The sequence below is a fragment of the Oceanobacillus sp. E9 genome (genome assembly GCF_001741975.1).
Classification (GTDB): Bacteria; Bacillota; Bacilli; order Bacillales; family Amphibacillaceae; genus Oceanobacillus; species Oceanobacillus kimchii.
The window spans coordinates 1-18325 of sequence record NZ_LSNA01000007.1 but is presented as its reverse complement, the minus strand read 5'-3'; the positions used below and the strand labels follow the sequence as shown (position 1 = coordinate 18325).

Sequence of the window (18325 nt, the reverse complement as noted above, 5' to 3'; positions counted from 1 at the left end):
AATAGTAATAGCCTGTTTCTTTATTAATATGTAGAATAATATCAATTATTATTACTTTCAGACTATTATAATTGTATTATATCTTGTTCTCCTATTTTGTCAAACGGTTCTGATAATTTAGAAGGAGTTTTGTAAAGATTAAAAATCACATGAGCAATAGGGATCCTATACGCTCATGTGATTCTTTTAGTCATTCTTTATTCATTAGTTGTTTTTTCTTTTCTTCGGTCAACTACTACTTTCTTCAGTATTAATACAATAATACTCATTAGTACAATTGTGACTAGTAAGGAAAGTAACGTAGAGTGAGTGTAACCTACTAAGGTAAATCCGACTATTGCGGATACTGCAGCTATCGTCGCATAAGGCAATTGTGTAAGTACATGGTCTATATGATTTGCACCTGCACCTGTAGAGGATAGTACAGTAGTATCTGATATTGGAGAACAATGATCACCAAACACTGCTCCAGCAAGTACTGCTGCAAGTGCTGGTAACAATAAACTACTATCCGTATTAACCATAATGTTAGCAGCTATTGGAAGCATAATACCAAATGTTCCCCAAGATGTTCCTGTTGATAAAGCCATTATTGCGGATATTATAAATAATATAACGGGTAACAACGACACATTAATTGAAGCATTTTCAACTAATCCAGCTAAGTAATCTCCTGTTCCAATACTTCCAATAATTGCTCCAATCATCCAAGCTAGTAGAAGAATATTTATTGCAGGAATCATAGTTTTTGCACCTTCAATTAATATTTTTCCTAACTCTGAACGCGGTACCTTTTGAGAAAAATAGAACACAGCGGCAACTACTACAGACGAAAGACCACCTAATATTAAGGATAGATTAACATCTGTATTTGCAAAGGCATCAACTAAGCCATAACTAGACGCCGCTATTACACCTGTGGTATACATTGAACCAATTGTAACAATAAATAACACAATAATTGGTACTAATAGGTGGTATACTTTACCATCTTTATGTGGATCAAAAACATCACCTAAATCTCCGGCAACACTGTCTTGTTCTGGGTTAAGAAGCTCTCCCTCTTTTTCAGCTCTTTTTTCATGTGTATGCATTGGTCCTAAATCCAAACGGAAATACGCTACAATAAATACAAGTATAATTGCAGATATGGCATAGAAATTCAAAGGAATCATTTGTATGAATGCTTCAAATGGTTGATACTCTGTAATTTCATTAGCCGCGAATAAAGTCCCTAACGTCCCAATAATATATGCTCCCCAACTAGAAATCGGGGCTAACACAGTAACAGGAGCAGAACTAGAATCAATAAAATAAGCAAGTTTTGCACGCGATATTCGATGTCGGTCTGTTAACGGTCTAGCAATTTGACCAACTGCTAAACTATTAAAATAGTCATCAATAAAAATAATTATTCCAATAACAGCTGTCATTACTTGTGCACCAGTTCTTGTCTTTACTCGTTTCATCATCCAATCCCCAAATGCTCTACTTCCACCTGATGCTTGTAAAAATGCTGTTAATATACCTAGAAGTAATAAAAATCCTAGGAGAAATATATTTCCTACTTGCCATCCGTCTTCAGCATAAAATATGGTGTAAAATACTTCCCAAATCTCTGTGATTGAGGATAAAATATTAAAATTGTGAATTAGTAGTGCCCCTACAATAATTCCAGTACCTAATGATATTAATACATTACGTGTAATAATCACTAAAAGTAGCATAATCACTGCAGGAATCAGCGAATAAATCGTACCTTCCATAGCTTTTACCTCCAAATAAATATTTGGTGATGGAGATAATACTCGAAATGCTCTTGATGTGAAGCAACGTTGCTATTTTTAAGCACAAAAAAAACAACGACAGAAAATAACCATCATTGTTTTACCAACAAACGTTATCCTCCATTTCGATCAGTAGTTCTCCATGCACATATTCTTGCATGACAGTGCATCTTTTATTCAAAGATGTACCAGCAATAATAAGCGTGACCCTTATTATGCTTCGGCAAACAACCCTTCCACCAACTTTCATCGTTGTCATCCTCTTGTTGATTACTAATGTTGTATGCTCCTCTACCTCACCGATCTGATAAGGCATTATTCAATTACTAGTAATATACTATATTATTCATCATTCTGCAAATCATCCTTTGGTATTGCTATATCTGGTAATCCATCCCCACCATAGAAATCGGGTACTTTCCCCATGATTGCACCACTATCTAAATATAGTTCTGTATGAACGGTTGTTACATCTGAAGTAAATGGAACAATGATTTGTACATCTGCTTCTACATTCACATACAAAGTAACCCATGATCCATTAATGCCAAATTCTTCGGTTTCTCTTACTACATTTGTTCTCACATTTCCAATTACTTGCATATTAATTGGTATTCTCGGGCCAAGATTAGATAGTACCGAATTACCTGTCACTTGTCCAAGAGGGATCTCAATGAGAGTTGGATCAATAGTAGCTCGACCCTCAGGACTTCCATCATCGTTCAATGGTTCTTCCAGATTATATTCAAAACTTAAAGGCTTCCCTTCATTTACATGTACAAAAAACTCTTCTACTCTGTCCGTAGCCACACGGTTTATCTCACTAATGATCGCAGCGTTTTGGTTGTATGTGACAAAGTTACCTTCATTATCATAAGTAATATCTATTATATCTTCAAAACTATATTCGCCTACAAAGTTTACCGCGGAATTTATTGCACGTGTGGCAAATTCTTCAGTTTTCCTTTTTGCAATGTCTTTAACTATAGGTTCAATCTTGTCATTAATAATCCAAAAACTAAAGGCCATGGATACAACAAATATGATAAGGGTCATAATCACTAAAAATTGACGATGTGGAGGCCTTCTGTATGATTTTCTTCGGATGCGATATCTTCTTTTGAACCTCAACCTTCATACCCCCTCTACACAATGTATGCTTGTTCTTAGAGAAGGTAGAACTATGGATTATCTATTTTTAATAACTTCCTTAATAAGGGTATTCATCACTTTTCCTAAATTTAATTCATACGGATTATCCAGTATCTTCCCCTGTACTTCTGTCACACGAATAATCGGCCGATCACATAAATGTTTATTTTGTCTTATTACTTTTCCAGAACTACCATCACTCAAATTAACCATTAACCCTTCCGGATAAACAGCAATACTTTTTTTAAAAGCCTCAATTATTGTTATATCAAATTCCCTAACTGCACCAGCATATAAAATTTCCAACGCTTCATGTGGTAATAAAGCTTCTCGATAAACTCGGTTACTAGTTACTGCATCAAAAACATCTGCCACAGCTATGATTTTCGCATAAGGAATAATATCTTTGTCATATAAGCCTAAAGGATAACCAGAACCATCTAGTCTTTCATGATGTTGATAGGCACATTGCGCAACGTTTTTAGGAAATCCAGGATAGCTTCGTAAATAATCAAATCCTAATTTTGTATGACTTTTGATAATTTGAAACTCTGTTTCATCTAGGCTAGAAGGTTTATTTAAAATTTCCGATTCAATAAAAATCTTACCTACATCGTGTAATAACGCACCGATACCTAGTTCTTTTAATTGTTCGGAAGTATAACTTAATTGTTTTCCGACCGCAATCGAGTATATAGCTACATTTAGAGAATGTTGTAAAATATAATCATTGGTGATCATAATATCTGAAAGCAATGTTAACGAACTTTCATTCCCTTCAACTTCATACAAAATTTGATCAACAACTTCTTTTAACTCCATTTCTTTTGTTTGAAGTACGTAAGACTTACTTAGAAGGCCTGCTTGTTTTATTCCTCTAAATGTATCATTAAGTGTATGTACTGCTTTTTGACGAAGTTGATCGGAAATAATTGGTTCGTAATACTGGTCATCATCAATATCACCTTCAATATATACATAAGTAATCCCACGATCTAGCAGCTTTTGAATAACGTTTGACGTCAATTTCATTCCTCTTGCCAATAAAATTACTCCTTGCTCATCATATAATGATTGAGCTAATGTATCTTCAGACTGAATAAGTTTCGTACTTACTAATTTCATAGATTTCTCCTATAATCCGACATCTTTCAACATTGTATTAGTAATATCGTACCAAATATCACAACCTATGCCTATCTTAATTTTCCTTATAATTTAAAAAGCTTTTCCTGTGAAAGAAAAGCTTTTTAAATAGTTATGATATTTTTAATAAAGCCTCTTTCCCAGTCATTCCAACTTCCCATCCATATTCTTTAGATGCATCAGTGATTTTTTCTAGTGGTGCGTGAAGCAACTGATCGATTGTTCTAACTCCCATTGCACGGCCAGCTACGACATTCCGTTCTTGAAGTTTAGGTATTTCATTAAAAATATCGACATCCAGTGCTGCACACATGATATAACCTACATCATTACTAATCGTTAATAATGTTGTCTTTGGCAATTCCACACTTACAGCTGTAAATATAATCCCATCTACCTCGAGAGGTTCTATTGTAATCATTCGTACATTTGCCCCCTTTATAAAATTCACTATAAGTGTATGCAGGAGGCATAAAAAGCGTCACATTCTAAGAGGGATATTGCTGTATTAAAGTTTCTGCAAGAAGATCTCTTAAAAATTCAGGTACGAAATATTGCTTGGTAGTTGATTTTGCAATTTCTGGTAATAACCTCCCAAATGTAAATGTATCCGCAGTAGCTACATAGTAGGTTTTGTCTGGATCAATCTGTTTTCCATTTTGTTCATAAACCGCTTTTACATATTCACCACCATTACGATGAAAATCTGTTATAACATCTAAACCAGAGAATATCATTTTTCCTAGAATTTCACCGCGAAATCCAAACCCTTTTAGCTTTAATTCTGTAAAATCCGTAGATAAAGATGCTCGTATTACCTCTATAAGTTCATCGCCTTTTAAATCAACTAAAACAGGATTAATCGGATGAGGACAAATACGATGGATATCCCCATATGTAATGGGACCGGCAGGAAGGCTTTCCAACAATACTCCTGCATTTAACATGGCACAATCCGCTTTTGTCCATTTCCTTAACGTGGTCGTCAGACTTTGAATGATTGGTGTATTAGCAAACCATTTCACTTCAATGGGTTTGTTTGCTTTGACAATTACATTATCTAGATACTTCCTCGATTGATCAAATAGTGTTTGTATATATTGTTCTGTATGTAAATCTGGAATTGTATCACGAAGATCTACTGCATAACCGTTAAGCTTCGTAATACGATTCTCCTCATGATTCCATTCTACAGTGACTTCCCCTACGTAAAAGCAGTGTTTCCCAGCTGCTGTAATTAACGTATGATTAACCATCTCTCCCTTTTCTAATAAATGATGAGTATGTCCACCCATTATTATGTCGACAGCAGGATATCTTCTAGCAATTTCTTGATCAACACTAATTCCTAAATGAGACAGCAGTACTATAATGTCTGTTTCTTTTTCTAATTCATTTATATAACGGTCTAACACATCAAATTCATTATCAATATGCCAATCCAAAAGCTCATAAAAAGCATTAAACGGAGCAGTAAGACCTAAAAAACCGACCTTAATACCGCTAGCTGTTTCCTTAATTTCCGTGCGTTTCAACCACGCTGGTAATTGACCGTCCAAACTTTCTAGATTAGAACATACTACTGAAAAATTAGCATGATCATACAGATGATATAATTCATCATGGGACAAAGTGATCCCCTCATTGTTTCCTAGTGTTACGACATCGTAATTTAATTGATTAAGTAAATCTATATTTGCTTTACCACGGCTTGCTTCCGTTATCGGGTGGGAACGATCAACGTGATCTCCTATATCCACCGTCCAAAAAATATCTCGATTCTCTTTATGTATTTCTTGTTTGTGAAGTAAATACGCCGCTACTTTTGGCCATTGTAAAAAATGACTATGTAGATCATTTGTAAAGTAAAACGTTAACTGTTCTTTTGACATTTATACTCTCCTAACCAATGCCTTGCATGATCATTCGTATACCAACTAAAATTAGCATAATCTTTAATACTAACTCTAGTACATTGTTTGATAAAAAATGGTTTACCTTTGCTCCAAGTTTACCACCTATCCATGCTCCAGGTATAAAGAAAAGCACATACTCCCAAACAACATTCCCTAAATATATATGTGTGATCGAACCCATGAAACTAACAAATATAATCATGAACATGGAAGTTGCAGCGGCCAAATGTGCTGGAAATCCAAATAATAACATCATAACCGGCACCATTATTGCTCCTCCGCCTATTCCGAATAAACCAGACAACATTCCTACAAATAAAGCAATGCTAATTGCAGATATGAAAGATAATTTATATATGTAAACTTCTCCTTTTAACTCAAAACTTCTGACACCTGGCTCATGAATGTCTACATTACGTCTTAGTTTAGAGGCTTTGTTTCTTAGGCTCATTATGATAGATATAACTATGATTAACATACCAAAATAAAGATAGAAACCATCCGTATTTACAAATTGATTTAACCATGCTCCAAACATACTACCTGGAATACTACCAGCCAGAAAGATACTACCTGCATAAAAGTCAACTTGCTTTTGCTTTGCATAAGAAAGTACCGAAGAAATTCCAGTAAAAACCATTACAACTAAAGACATCGCAACTACCGATTGTGGACTTACCCACTCAAAACCAGTAATGTATTGGCTGGAAAGTAATAGTAATGGAATAAGAACAATTCCACCCCCCAGGCCTACTAATGAACCAATAAAGGCCGCTAGAACAGCGATAATAAAACAGATTATAGCCACAACCATTTCTACCGTCTCCTTCATTATTTTTCCTTTATCATATCATAGGTATACGGATTTAACGTAATAGTGCGAATTGAAAATGATCATCAATATTAAAAATGCATGAAATCTAATGAAAGATATCATGCATTCTGTGTTTCATTCTTATCTATTAACCCATTACAAGTATAAAATAAAGATAATCGTTAATTCCAGTGTACATATGCTTTGATGAATAATAGAAGCTGTAGTATTCCATCACAGAAGCTATAATTCACATTATACTTTCGCTTCCTCCTGATTGAGTAGATTTGCTGCATTTAAATAGCCTGCTCCCTGTACATTAGGAGATTGTCCCAAATCTTCACAGGCAGCCATTAGTTTTTCTTTTACTTGATCGGGAGTTAAGCTAGAATCACTTTGAAGTAATTGAGCAACTATCCCAGCACATATTGGTGTTGCCATGGAAGTACCAGATAGAGAGATATAATTTCCATCTACACGAGCTGATTTATTCGTTTTATCAATGAAAGAACTTGGCGCTCGTAAGGATACAATATCTACGCCAGGAGTTAATAAATCTGGTTTTGTTAACCCGTCAATGGTAGGCCCCCTGCTTGAAAACTCAGCCACTGAATCGTCAGAACGCTCAGCTGTATTACTATCATCTGCAGCACCAACAGTAATGACTTTTGGACTTATACCCGGACTTCCAATAGTCTTTTCCCCGGGGCCAGAGTTACCAGCAGCAACACATACTACCATTCCATTATCCCAAGCTGTTTCAACAGCATTAACAACAGGATCATCTTCAGCAGGCTCAGTAGCATCTGAACCAAGTGATAGAGAAAGAATATTTATATTATATTTAGACTGGTTCTGAATGCACCAATCAATACCTTCTATAACCGTAGATAATGACCCTGAACCCATTTTGTTTAATACTTTTACACCGACTAAATTTGCTTCTGATGCTGGACCCTGATACTGTCCATCCGATAATGCACCATTACCAGCAGCATCTCCAGCACAATGTGTCCCATGCCCATTATCATCATAAGGATTTGTTTGACCCTTTACAAAATCTGCAAACCCAATGATACGCCCTTCTAAATCTTCATGTGGGTGTATCCCAGTATCGATAACTGCAATGGTAGAACCCTCACCTGTCAATCCATTATCCTTTAAAACATCTGCATTTACTGAAGATGAAGCAGTATCTAATAAAGAAAAAACTTTCCTATCATAATAGATTTTCTCAATATGATTACAGTTTTCAATTAAATGCTCAATCTTTTCTGCAGAAAACTTAGCTGAACAACAGGAAATGGAATGAAATTCACGAAGCGTTTTATATTTGGTATTTTTCACTTCATGTAATCCGCTAGTAAAATTGTCGGGTTTAAACTTAATGACAACAGGTAATTTTTTTGTTTTCTTTCTAACTCGTTCTATGGGACTTTGTAAGAAACAAGGAATATAACGAAACGGTTTATAAAAATTCACCATCTCTTGTCTGATGCCTTTGTCCATCTTTTTACCATTACGACGAACCAAATTAATCATTGAAAAATTTAACATATGGAATTCTCCCTCTCGTTGATTTACGATAATGTACGCAAATCTTGTAAAGAGGGAGTAGTGAAATAGTATAAAAAATAGAAAAAGAGGTAGATATCTAGCATACAATTGCTTGTTTTATGGGGGGTATAACATAAAAATATGCTTATAAAGGAATATAATAGCTGGCTGATAATGAAGAAAGAATTGAGTTCATATTTTGCCAACTGTTGAGTATTAAAGAGTTAGTTAGGTTTATAGACAATTGACTTAAGATGATGTTGCTTTAAAATTAGGATAAATAAAGTAAAAAGGATGGTTATAGAAAATGTTAATTTGGCTTTCTATTGGTTTTATTTTAATTGGTTTTTGTGTCCTCATTTCAACGAAAAAGAGCATGGAAAATAAAATAGCCTTTATAAAATCAAATGTAGTAGATCAAAATGTTACAAAAGTAACCAATTCCGTTATATGGTGGATAGTAGGAGTGTTCGGTTGGGGATTAATAAGTATTATTCTAATCACATTAACGTTTCAAGATCTTTTTGGGTAATCGCAGTATTTTATCACTTTAAATCATCATTAACTGAAATATTTTTAATTTATAGAAAAAAGAAGTTAGATTCAATTTATCCGCAATAAATTGTACATAAATAATAACCTAGATCCTGAGAATGGGAACTATTCACTAGTTTCATCGATTTCTGAAGCTAGTTTAGTTTATAGAGCACGTCTATTCAACACTTTATCGGATTCCCAATGTAGTTTTGGTTTATAGAGCATGTCTATTCAACACTTTATCGGATTTCCAATGCAGTTTTAGTTTATAGAGCACGTCTATTCAACACTTTTTTGGATTCCCAATGTAGTTTTGGTTTATAGAGCATGTCTATTCAACACTTTATCGGATTTCCAATGCAGTTTTAGTTTATAGAGCACGTCTATTCAACACTTTTTTGGATTTCCAATGCAGTTTTGGTTTATAGAGCACGTCTATTCAACACTTTATCGGATTCCCAATGTAGTTTTAGTTTATAGAGCACGTCTATTCAACACTTTTTTGGATTTCCAATGCAGTTTTGGTTTATAGAGTTAGTATAAATAAATCAAGATAGAATAGATATTCAAAATCCAAATATAATTTACAATGTACCTGAATTTTGTATTTAACTAAACCGTTTGATACTTCCATATCGAACTTGATTAATTACATATTCCAAAGTGTATCAAATTGTAATAAAAGGAAATTAGCATAATAAATTAAAAAACTGTACCAGAATACGGTACGAGTATTTGGGGTTATATAAAATTATAGGGGAATGAAAAAATAGATGAAACTTAGTTCAGTAAACGGATTCAATGCTTTTTGGATTGCTTCAACCAGTACTTATTTTGGAACATATGTTACTACATTTGTGTTACAAGTTTTAATTGTTGTGCATTTAGAAGGTTCTGCTATAGATGTTGGTTGGATAAATGCCTCTAGGTGGCTACCATATGTTTTTTTGGGATTAATAATAGGTGTATTAATTGATAGAACCAATCGACAATTGGTTATTGCAACTACAGATATCTGTCGTGGTATCCTATTAATACTTATTTTCTTACTGTACAGCTTTGATATGCTCAATATGATAACTATCTATTCAATAATGATTTTGTTTGGAATTCTTTCCATTTTTAACGATTCAGCATACCAATCATTTCTACCTCAACTAGTTCCTCGACAGCTATTAACAAGGGCAAACGCTCGTTTAGAGCAAAGTGGAGCAGTAGCCGAAACTAGTGGACCAGCGTTAGCGGGTTGGATAACGTCTTTAATAACTGCACCATTTACACTTATAATTAATTCTGCATCTTACTTTCTTTCAGGTATTATTATATCTTTCATTAAACATCCTCCTAAACCAATCAGTTCTGTTTCCACTCTAACCTTCAATCAATTATTAAGGGAAGGTATAAGTTGGGTTTACGGACACAAATTTCTACGAATACTAGCCTTAAATACACATATTTGGTTTCTTTTCCATAGCATGTCAACAACTGTCTTCATTACTTATGTACTACTTGAGCTAGGGTTAAATTCTTTTATTCTTGGCGTTACATTAGCCTCTGCAGGAATTGGAGCTGTAGTTGGGGCAACTTATGCTCCTTATATTGGTATTAAATTAGGTGTGGGGAAAGCAATATCTCTAGCCCGTATACTCTATTTCCCTGCAGTTATTCTAATTATTTCAGCGCAGTCTGTTCAAGCAAATATGGTCACGGGTACAATTATATTACTTATGATTGGACAATTTATATATGGTATAGCTATGGGTATAGAAGGTCCAAACGAGATGGGTTACAGACAATCTATAACCCCATTACGATTACAAGGACGAATGAATACAACTATGCGGTCTATTAACCGTAGCATGATTATTATAGGTGCTCCTTTAGGTGGGTTCATTGCTGATGAATTTGGTTCACGTAATGTTTTAGGGATATCCGCAACCGGATTAGCAATTTGTGCAATTTGGCTTTTTCTCTCACCTATTCGAAAAGTTAAAATTGATTAACCTATGTAGAAATAAACTAAACTATGATTACCGAATAATTCTATTAATTATAAAAGAAATAAATACTAACCAATAATATCTATAAAACCCAGACCAAATAAAAGAAGACGAACTAGAAAAGTTCGCCTTCAACCTGAAAGAGGTATTCTGAACCAAAACAAAATCAGCATGTTTCAAAATCCTCATATTTAATTCTTTCATCATCCCCATACAAAGGGTGGCTTATTAACCAATAGAACCTTCCATTTCTATTATCATATAGGGAAATCGTTGATTTTATATGATGTTAATGCAGTTAAATCAACATTTCTGCAATTTATGAAATTGATTGAATTGGAAATTAGAAATATATCGTTATCATTTTAGTTATCATAAATCAATTTTCTCTTAATTATTTCTTGCATTCTCCACTTCATCCATAAACTTACCAAACTTACCCTTTTCTTTTTGGCTCGCAACTTCTTGATGGTTATCACCGGTTAATTTCATTAATGTATCTTTTTGAACTTGTAACAAACGAATAATTTCAGCAAATCCAAACATCATAATCCCACTAATTATTCCTGCACCGATCCAAGTAAATAATACTGTATAGTTCTTTTCCGTTAAATAATCATAACCAGCTAGCGGAGTTTCATAAGATATAAATCCTAAAACAATTCCACCTAGTATCGCTAATCCACCTACTACAAATAAAGTAGTTGCTATTTTATTCAACTAATTCCCCTCCATATCTTTTTACCTACATGTTACCATATATTTCATATTTGATGGACGACTTTTCACAAAGTTCTTTTAACCTTTTTTTACGAGTTAATGATAATGTATACCATATCAATGTTGGTCTATGGTTGTATTGTTGGTGAATGACATATGAGAGATCTTTGTACTTTAGTATCTTATCTTTATTAGTGGACATGGTCTGTTGATTATCTATTTCAATGAAGTAAAACTCTCCATTTCGTTTAAATGTTGCATCTGGTATTAGTTTATTTTCACCCCAGGTAACAGGACGTTCTTTCTTCCAATCTTTAGGCATCCCTAACTTAATATAAAGATCATTACGCATTAATGCGTGGGCGACTTCCTTCTTATTTAATTGTCCTTGATTTGAACCGATTAATTGCTTACCTCTATTGGACAGATAATATATTTTCTTTTCCAGTCGTGCAGATAGTAATAATTTATCTTTTTCCATCCTGGCAAGTATGCGTTGTGCATTACGATCACCACCAAGATTATTTATGATTTGTAATTGTTCTCTTGTGGCATACGTCAATTTATCCAAACTCAACAGTATCTGTTCGTCTCTCTGCTGTCTTTGTAGTTGAGCTAACATATTCCTTAAACCTCCCTTTTATCTCATTGTCACTTACATATGGCACTTGAATTAATTGTTTATCAGAAGTACGATATATTGCCCTTCCTTTAACATTAATATCTTGTGCACCTTGTTCATCAATGGATATTCTTGAAGCCAACTCTGTAGGTACACGAAAACTTATTTTACAGTCCGCATTTTGCTTTATTTGACGTGGTAAAGTATCAGCAGTTGGATATTGAGTAGCAAACACTAAACAATAACCTAACGCACCAGACACCCTTGCTATATTGGATATAGCGTATTGGCAGTAATCCATCTTTTTCCGTACCTCTTTATCCATAAATTTATGCGGTAATAGCTCTGCTCCCTCATCCACAATAATAAATTTTCTGCGCTTGATATTGGTATTCAATACATTGTTATATCCTTTTTGCTTGAAATGAGCCATATCTAATTCAATATCTACTGATAAGTCCTTTAATAAGTCATAGGCTTGTAATGGACTACTCGCCACCTTTTTGACTTGCTTGTAATTATGCTGACTAAATTCCAATCCTCCTTTTAGATCAATAATGTAAAACTCCACATCATCAGGATTAGAATAAATCAAATGAGATAAAATCAGTTTTAACAATACAGTTTTACCCTGTCTAGTCATCCCTGCTATAGTCATGTGTGGTATCTTATCAAAATCATGCATTACTGGACCATCTAATGATTGACCAATAGGTAAAGTCCACCCATCTGATTTCAACCAATTGTAAGCAATATTAGTTGGTATTCGATTCTTATATACTTTAATGTGCAGCTTAGTCTTAGCAAATGTTATTTTAACTGGTTTATTTAATACCTTTTCAAGTACCTGTAATTTATCATCGTCCACAAGTCCATGCGGTACATGGTAGCTATATAAAGTGTAGTCATCAGTACGATGTGTTTTAAAATGCTTCGGTTCATAGTCTTTTGTTTTATAGTTTAAATTGCGGAATGTATGCTTAATTTTATCTTTATCTGATTTGTTCCATTTTGTAGCTGCATAAAGAGTAAAAGCAGACAAACACCCTCCTATAAGTAATTCCATATTCGCACCCCCTATTCGTACGTATATACGCTTTGGTGTTCGTAGTGTTACCTATTCGTGCGTATATTCGTTTGTTGATATATCTATATGTATCAGTTCTAAAAATGATTCCATTTTTGTGTCATAAAAATAAAACTAATATGGTGAAGGAAATGAAATAATAATGGAGAATTATATACATAGGTGATGATATGAAAATAAGAAGTAACATTGATTACTGGATAGATAAAAGTGGGTATAAGAAAAAGTGGATTGCAGGTAAATTAGGAGTAAGTCAAAATGCTTTATCTAGATGGATTAACAATCGAGGAATGCCTTCAGTAGAAAAACTCTTTATGTTAGCTAAAGTGTTAAACTGTAAAGTAGACGACCTATACACTTATGAGGATGATATTGAAGTATAAAAAAAGACCCCGTTGCAATAACGGGGCGTATTCACATCTAATCTACAAAAGGGGTAGTAGTTAGCTTGTATAATATTTATACTACAATATATCTCGACAAAAAGCAAACATTTGTTCTAATATTATGTTATGTTTAATTATGAAGTTATCATATAGATATCGTATTATATTTTTAAACTTATGAAGATAATTAATGGAGGTATATAGTTATGGAAGGTTCATGGATTGTTATTGCAATCGCGGTTGCAGTAGCACTAGGATTATTTGATTCAAAGAAAAAGAAAAAAGATGATGGTGATTAAATGAATGATCTTGTACTAAAATACATATGTATGCCATTAGCGATTAACACACTGAAACACAACGAAAAATTATACGATCAAGATAAATTTAAAATCGTACCTCCTTATTTAGATTTGCATGAATCATTAATTAAAGCCATTGAAAAAGATTTCCGACAACTGAAAAGCGATATGTATAGTAAATACCATTTAGATATACGAAAAGTATCAAATAATACTTACACTATTAATAAGGAAGAAAGAGAATTTTCATCAGAAGAATTAAGAGAAGGAACAAAAAATGTTATTCAGTCTTATATGTATGGAGAAAATATGATTGAGATTGAACATAAGGATATATCTTTAGAAACGAGGTATATACCACCAGATGTGGATAGAGAGGATAATAGATAAACAAAGAGGTGAAAAAACTTGGATTTTTTGAATGCAGTGTTACCTTTAATTGGGGTTGTGGTAGGTGGTATAATTACTTATCTTACACAAACTAAACATCATAAGGACAATGAGTTGAAGAAAGAAAGGTCAGATAAATTAAGAGCATATAATGAAATTTTGCGTTTAGAAGCATATTCACCTCTTATATATCCGACACATCATTATGAACAGAAAGAATTTGCTTGGAAATTATATGAGAAAAACTCAAGAAACATTCTATTTAAGAATTTACATTTATTTGATGAAGAGATTATAAAAAGAGTCTTAAAGATAGATGGGATTTTTCAAAAAATTGAGGCAGTTGGAATTGATGAAGATGAATTAGATAGTGTAATTTTATTTGACAATTACAATGAAATAATTAAATACATAATTAAAGATTATGAGAATCTTATAAAAAGCCCCGATTAAGTGGGGTTTTTTTAATGAAAAAAGTTGATAATTATTAAAATATGCTTGCAATTATATACTATCGATAGTATAATTAAAGTATAGAGAGGAGGGAGGAAGTGTTAGAAGGTCTTACTAAAACAATAGAAGCGATAGCAACGTTAATCACGGCTACCGCTTCACTTATTACAGCATTAGTTGCCTATAAAATATCCAAAAAGGATAAAGAATAGGTAACGAAAACAGTAAGGAGCCACTAACTCCTTACTGTTACTATAACAGTTTAGAAAGGGGTTTTCAATATGGCGTTCATATTAGCACTATCCTCTTTTATCATTTCTTTATGTGTATTATTTATAGTTTTAAAAAAGAGAAAATAAATAAATGACCTTCTAACATGATTTTATGGATAAAAATAATCAGACGAAAGCCAATAAAAAATGGCAAGAGAAGAACAGAGAGCACACAAGGTATTTAAGAAACCGATCAACTGCACGAAATTTCATTAAAAAACAAGCAACATTAGAAGATATTGAAGAACTTGAAATACTTTTAGAAGAACGACAATATAATCTCAAGGAGGATAACGATGAATAAATATTATGTAATGTACAATTCAAATGATGCTATTTGGTGCTGGGAAAAAGAAGCTTTTGAAAAAATGACTATGGGATGGAAATTGCATGCTATTGCTCACAGTGAAGAACAGGCGAATGAACTAACAGAGGAAGCTTGTTATTTGTAAAATACTTGGATAACATCTTAATAAAAAAGTCCCACTAAAAATAGTGGGAAGAAAAAAGAATTTTTAGAAATAAACACCATAGGTACATTGTATCTATATCTTTTTCTATTTTCAATGGTTTTAATATTTTTAAGTCAATAAAATTGTATGTGGCTTAGCCGAAGCTAAGCGTTAAATAATTTCCCAAGACCCTTAGATAAAAATCCCCTAGTGAAAATATCACTAGGGAACCACGTTGTGAGTTAACCCATCCACAAGTTAACTCTTAATAACATGTTACTGTATATTGTGTTCTTATGTAAAGACATTTGATAATATGTAAAGATAAAATGAAGAAACCTGCATCACGGTAACCAGTAAGGCTAGTTATGGACATAATGGTAGTCCACGTGGATGCAGGGTTTACTCTTCATTATTAATCTTCTCTCTCCAATTGTAAAGATATGTCTGTCAATTTCTCTTCAACTCTATCTTGTATCTCAGCACCAATACCTGCAATAAAATTCAATTGATGATCAACCCCCCATGTCTCATCCTCTAAATGATTATTATAAGCTTTCTTAACACTAGGAAATATTTCTAAGACAAATAACAAAAGTAAACTGGCTTTCTTTATAGTCTCGTCTGCTTCAAAGAAATACTTACCTATATGACTTTCAATGTTAAATTTAAAAGTACCACTTAATGTTAATTCAACTTCTAAGTTTTCATCATCAATCTTGAAATCTGGGGTTAATGATTTCAAGCTATCGTTATTAAATAGGAATGCTAGCGTCACAAGGATTTTTGAAATTCTACTTCCTTTCCCCCACATATCATTAACTGAATCTCTTGTAGATCCACTATAGCCGGTTAGCGCATCTACAAAAATATTAGTTTTGTGGTGTAACTCCTTGCCATTAAAATTCATGTATCTTTGAAAAACCCAATAAAAGAAATCTTCATTTATTTCTAAATCATCATTGGTAATATCGTTATTTTTAGTGCAATTTGTTGCTGCTCTTAGAGCGGTTAAAGTATTTCTACTGTTACCTCTCAAAACTAAAAATCTTACTTTACCCATAAATTCATATACGTAAAATGTTATATCAGTTAATTTAATACGTTTATCTCTTTGTGGGTTATTAGCTTCCTTTGAATATACTTTCTCTCTTCTATACTGCACTTCTACAAATCTGATATTTTTATTGTTAAATTCATAAATGTAATTTTCATCTTCTTTAACATCGATTAAAAATTCAAGATTATCACCATCAAATGGATCAGTTTCAATGTTAGCCCAACTTTTATATGTTTTATATGTATTAATTACTTCCAAAAAATTTTGTTCTTTATTTAGATCCCATATTGAAAAAGTTTCCATTACCCATATCCCCTTTTAAAATTACATTATACTAATTTTATAATCTTTGAAATTACTATGTGTATTCATTTTATTCCAAATAGTATTATTCACTATTCTCCCTTGTAACCGCCCGCTCTTACTACTAATTATGCTAGGAGCAATTTTTAAGTTTAAATCATATGTTCCATCATCTATTATATTGGGATTTACTAGATAATTAGGATTAATACTTATTTGGTTCTTATCCTTATCATTGTATATTGCATCTGCAACATCCTGATCATATTCTATCTCAAGAGTTATCCATTTAGGGTAATTAATTAAGAGCGTATTAGGAAATTCTTTTCTAATTTTTTGGTTATTAATTGAAATCTTACACTGTACAGAAATAACATTTTCTGCCTCTTGTTTATTTAAAACGATTTCATTTTGACCTTTTTTATCGCAAATATTAATTTCGTAACATATATTAGGAGTTAATTTAGACTGAAAAATATCGTATATAATATAGAATAACGAAGTATTAAATGCTAAATCGATAGCCCATTTTATATTTTCATCGTAGATGTTATCAAATGGTTCTAACCAATTTGTAATTCTAAATAAGTAAAAAGAAAAAACTGCTGCAACAAAAGGGAGTAAATATTTGACTATTTTACTAATTATTACCATATTATTCTCGATAATATTAAGTCTTTAATTCTTTTCATTTCATCTAACTCCCCTATAATTACACCATTATTATATAACTCAACCTTTTGCCTTTTTTCTTTGTCAAAAATCACAATAGACTTTATATCTATACTTTCACTATTAGCAAATCTTTCTAATTCTTTACCAAGTAAATTGATAAAAATTCGTTTCTTTTTATTAACATTTATTTCAGAGATAAGATCTTTAACCTCTGTAAATTCTTGTTCGTCTAGGCATTCCATAAAATTAATTTCAGCTAGATATAAATCAGCTTCATACGTCTTTTCAATCAGCTTTTTAAATATTGTCGTAGTAAAAATTATCTGTTTTAAGTTATTTTCAAAAGCATATTCTAAAACTTTTCTATATTCATTTTGTGAATAGTTGTAGGTAATTAATTCGATTTGTTGTATTGAGTTAAAAAATAATTTAGCTTGACTCTCCATAATTTATACCTCCTTTTTTGGAGTTAAATTAAATATAACAATAATATTAGTGTTAGTCTTCTATTTTAAAGTATTAAAAATATATTGTAACTTAAATTATTATTTCGACAAAATATAATAAATTCCTTTAATTTTACATAAAAAAGCCCCCACTAGGAGGGCTTTTTGTTTTATTTATCTTACCCGTAACCTCTGACCAGGCCGAATAATATCACCAGTCAATCCATTAAGGCTTCTGATTGCGCTAA

General features: G+C 32.6%; 20 protein-coding genes and 1 riboswitch. Of the genes, 7 read left to right on the top strand and 13 right to left on the bottom strand.

Features of this window, described 5'->3' with window-relative positions; genetic code table 11:
• Window positions 1–197 precede the first annotated feature (197 nt).
• From AQ616_RS09650 to AQ616_RS09620, 7 genes are all read right to left on the bottom strand, one after another.
• On the bottom strand, window positions 198–1766 hold the full coding sequence (locus tag AQ616_RS09650) for a Na+/H+ antiporter NhaC family protein (protein WP_017797483.1): 1569 nt from the start codon (window positions 1764–1766) through the stop codon (window positions 198–200).
• 146 nt (window positions 1767–1912) lie between these two features.
• Window positions 1913–2089: riboswitch (Lysine riboswitch) on the bottom strand.
• Between the two features lie 40 nt (window positions 2090–2129).
• Window positions 2130–2918, bottom strand: a complete 789-nt coding sequence (gene yunB / locus AQ616_RS09645) for a sporulation protein YunB (protein ID WP_069685676.1) — start codon at window positions 2916–2918, stop codon at window positions 2130–2132.
• Window positions 2919–2975: 57 nt separating this feature from the next.
• On the bottom strand, window positions 2976–4064 hold the full coding sequence (locus tag AQ616_RS09640; RefSeq protein ID WP_069685675.1) for an HD-GYP domain-containing protein: 1089 nt from the start codon (window positions 4062–4064) through the stop codon (window positions 2976–2978).
• Between the two features lie 133 nt (window positions 4065–4197).
• Entirely contained in the window at window positions 4198–4506 is a 309-nt protein-coding gene (locus tag AQ616_RS09635; RefSeq protein WP_069685674.1) for a YunC family protein, read from the bottom strand.
• A 67-nt stretch (window positions 4507–4573) separates the two neighbouring features.
• Complete coding sequence (locus AQ616_RS09630) at window positions 4574–5977, bottom strand: bifunctional metallophosphatase/5'-nucleotidase (protein WP_069685673.1); 1404 nt, start codon at window positions 5975–5977, stop codon at window positions 4574–4576.
• Window positions 5978–5987: 10 nt separating this feature from the next.
• Window positions 5988–6815 carry a sulfite exporter TauE/SafE family protein gene (locus tag AQ616_RS09625; RefSeq protein ID WP_017797489.1) on the bottom strand — a complete coding sequence of 276 codons (828 nt, stop codon included), beginning with the start codon at window positions 6813–6815 and terminating at the stop codon, window positions 5988–5990.
• A gap of 255 nt (window positions 6816–7070) precedes the next feature.
• Window positions 7071–8372, bottom strand: coding sequence for a S8 family peptidase (locus AQ616_RS09620; RefSeq protein ID WP_017797490.1), 1302 nt, complete (start codon window positions 8370–8372; stop codon window positions 7071–7073).
• A gap of 307 nt (window positions 8373–8679) precedes the next feature.
• Between AQ616_RS09620 and AQ616_RS09615 the strand changes: the two genes are divergently transcribed.
• Both AQ616_RS09615 and AQ616_RS09610 read left to right on the top strand, forming a co-directional pair.
• Entirely contained in the window at window positions 8680–8904 is a 225-nt protein-coding gene (locus AQ616_RS09615; protein WP_017797491.1) for a hypothetical protein, read from the top strand.
• 778 nt (window positions 8905–9682) lie between these two features.
• Window positions 9683–10912: an MFS transporter gene (locus AQ616_RS09610; RefSeq protein ID WP_017797492.1), complete on the top strand. Its 1230-nt coding sequence runs from the start codon at window positions 9683–9685 to the stop codon at window positions 10910–10912.
• 387 nt (window positions 10913–11299) lie between these two features.
• Here AQ616_RS09610 and AQ616_RS09605 read toward each other — a convergent pair whose 3' ends face one another.
• Genes AQ616_RS09605 through AQ616_RS09595 form a run of 3 tightly spaced genes read right to left on the bottom strand, consistent with a single transcriptional unit; the run spans window position 11300 to window position 13317 of the window.
• Window positions 11300–11629, bottom strand: coding sequence for a hypothetical protein (locus AQ616_RS09605; protein ID WP_069685672.1), 330 nt, complete (start codon window positions 11627–11629; stop codon window positions 11300–11302).
• A 25-nt stretch (window positions 11630–11654) separates the two neighbouring features.
• Entirely contained in the window at window positions 11655–12251 is a 597-nt protein-coding gene (locus AQ616_RS09600) for a replication-relaxation family protein (protein WP_069685671.1), read from the bottom strand.
• Entirely contained in the window at window positions 12193–13317 is a 1125-nt protein-coding gene (locus AQ616_RS09595; RefSeq protein WP_069685670.1) for an FtsK/SpoIIIE domain-containing protein, read from the bottom strand. Before AQ616_RS09595 ends, AQ616_RS09600 begins: the two co-directional genes overlap by 59 nt.
• 191 nt (window positions 13318–13508) lie before the next feature.
• Between AQ616_RS09595 and AQ616_RS09590 the strand changes: the two genes are divergently transcribed.
• The 5 genes from AQ616_RS09590 to AQ616_RS19620 all read left to right on the top strand — a co-directional run bounded on the left by AQ616_RS09590 (window position 13509) and on the right by AQ616_RS19620 (window position 15593).
• A complete protein-coding gene (locus AQ616_RS09590) occupies window positions 13509–13721 on the top strand; it encodes a helix-turn-helix domain-containing protein (protein ID WP_069685669.1) in 213 nt (70 codons plus the stop codon).
• 302 nt (window positions 13722–14023) lie between these two features.
• Complete coding sequence (locus tag AQ616_RS09585; RefSeq protein ID WP_069685668.1) at window positions 14024–14416, top strand: YhjD family protein; 393 nt, start codon at window positions 14024–14026, stop codon at window positions 14414–14416.
• Window positions 14417–14434: 18 nt separating this feature from the next.
• The gene (locus tag AQ616_RS09580; RefSeq protein ID WP_069685667.1) at window positions 14435–14869 is read left to right on the top strand and encodes a hypothetical protein; all 435 of its coding nucleotides are present in this window, start codon (window positions 14435–14437) and stop codon (window positions 14867–14869) included.
• Between the two features lie 384 nt (window positions 14870–15253).
• Window positions 15254–15445 (top strand): hypothetical protein, encoded by a 192-nt coding sequence (locus AQ616_RS09575; protein WP_069685666.1) that lies wholly within the window; start codon window positions 15254–15256, stop codon window positions 15443–15445.
• Window positions 15438–15593 carry a hypothetical protein gene (locus AQ616_RS19620; protein WP_168156642.1) on the top strand — a complete coding sequence of 52 codons (156 nt, stop codon included), beginning with the start codon at window positions 15438–15440 and terminating at the stop codon, window positions 15591–15593. The genes AQ616_RS09575 and AQ616_RS19620 overlap by 8 nt, the downstream gene beginning before the upstream one ends.
• A 415-nt stretch (window positions 15594–16008) precedes the next feature.
• Here AQ616_RS19620 and AQ616_RS09570 read toward each other — a convergent pair whose 3' ends face one another.
• From AQ616_RS09570 to AQ616_RS09560, 3 genes are read right to left on the bottom strand one after another with little or no spacing between them, the layout of a single operon-like run.
• Window positions 16009–16956 carry a hypothetical protein gene (locus AQ616_RS09570; protein WP_069685665.1) on the bottom strand — a complete coding sequence of 316 codons (948 nt, stop codon included), beginning with the start codon at window positions 16954–16956 and terminating at the stop codon, window positions 16009–16011.
• Between the two features lie 21 nt (window positions 16957–16977).
• Window positions 16978–17610, bottom strand: coding sequence for a hypothetical protein (locus AQ616_RS09565; protein ID WP_069685664.1), 633 nt, complete (start codon window positions 17608–17610; stop codon window positions 16978–16980).
• Entirely contained in the window at window positions 17604–18077 is a 474-nt protein-coding gene (locus tag AQ616_RS09560) for a hypothetical protein (RefSeq protein ID WP_069685663.1), read from the bottom strand. Before AQ616_RS09560 ends, AQ616_RS09565 begins: the two co-directional genes overlap by 7 nt.
• Between the last annotated feature and the right edge of the window lie 248 nt (window positions 18078–18325).

Coding starts and splice junctions, on each gene's coding strand:
- AQ616_RS09650 (WP_017797483.1), bottom strand. CDS start 1,766: ATGGAAGGTACGATTTATTCGCTGATTCCTGCAGTGATTATGCTACTT.
- AQ616_RS09640 (WP_069685675.1), bottom strand. CDS start 4,064: ATGAAATTAGTAAGTACGAAACTTATTCAGTCTGAAGATACATTAGCT.
- AQ616_RS09635 (WP_069685674.1), bottom strand. CDS start 4,506: ATGATTACAATAGAACCTCTCGAGGTAGATGGGATTATATTTACAGCT.
- AQ616_RS09630 (WP_069685673.1), bottom strand. CDS start 5,977: ATGTCAAAAGAACAGTTAACGTTTTACTTTACAAATGATCTACATAGT.
- AQ616_RS09625 (WP_017797489.1), bottom strand. CDS start 6,815: ATGGTTGTGGCTATAATCTGTTTTATTATCGCTGTTCTAGCGGCCTTT.
- AQ616_RS09620 (WP_017797490.1), bottom strand. CDS start 8,372: ATGTTAAATTTTTCAATGATTAATTTGGTTCGTCGTAATGGTAAAAAG.
- AQ616_RS09615 (WP_017797491.1), top strand. CDS start 8,680: ATGTTAATTTGGCTTTCTATTGGTTTTATTTTAATTGGTTTTTGTGTC.
- AQ616_RS09610 (WP_017797492.1), top strand. CDS start 9,683: ATGAAACTTAGTTCAGTAAACGGATTCAATGCTTTTTGGATTGCTTCA.
- AQ616_RS09600 (WP_069685671.1), bottom strand. CDS start 12,251: ATGTTAGCTCAACTACAAAGACAGCAGAGAGACGAACAGATACTGTTG.
- AQ616_RS09595 (WP_069685670.1), bottom strand. CDS start 13,317: ATGGAATTACTTATAGGAGGGTGTTTGTCTGCTTTTACTCTTTATGCA.
- AQ616_RS09590 (WP_069685669.1), top strand. CDS start 13,509: ATGAAAATAAGAAGTAACATTGATTACTGGATAGATAAAAGTGGGTAT.
- AQ616_RS09585 (WP_069685668.1), top strand. CDS start 14,024: ATGAATGATCTTGTACTAAAATACATATGTATGCCATTAGCGATTAAC.
- AQ616_RS09575 (WP_069685666.1), top strand. CDS start 15,254: ATGGATAAAAATAATCAGACGAAAGCCAATAAAAAATGGCAAGAGAAG.
- AQ616_RS19620 (WP_168156642.1), top strand. CDS start 15,438: ATGAATAAATATTATGTAATGTACAATTCAAATGATGCTATTTGGTGC.
- AQ616_RS09570 (WP_069685665.1), bottom strand. CDS start 16,956: ATGGAAACTTTTTCAATATGGGATCTAAATAAAGAACAAAATTTTTTG.
- AQ616_RS09565 (WP_069685664.1), bottom strand. CDS start 17,610: ATGGTAATAATTAGTAAAATAGTCAAATATTTACTCCCTTTTGTTGCA.
- AQ616_RS09560 (WP_069685663.1), bottom strand. CDS start 18,077: ATGGAGAGTCAAGCTAAATTATTTTTTAACTCAATACAACAAATCGAA.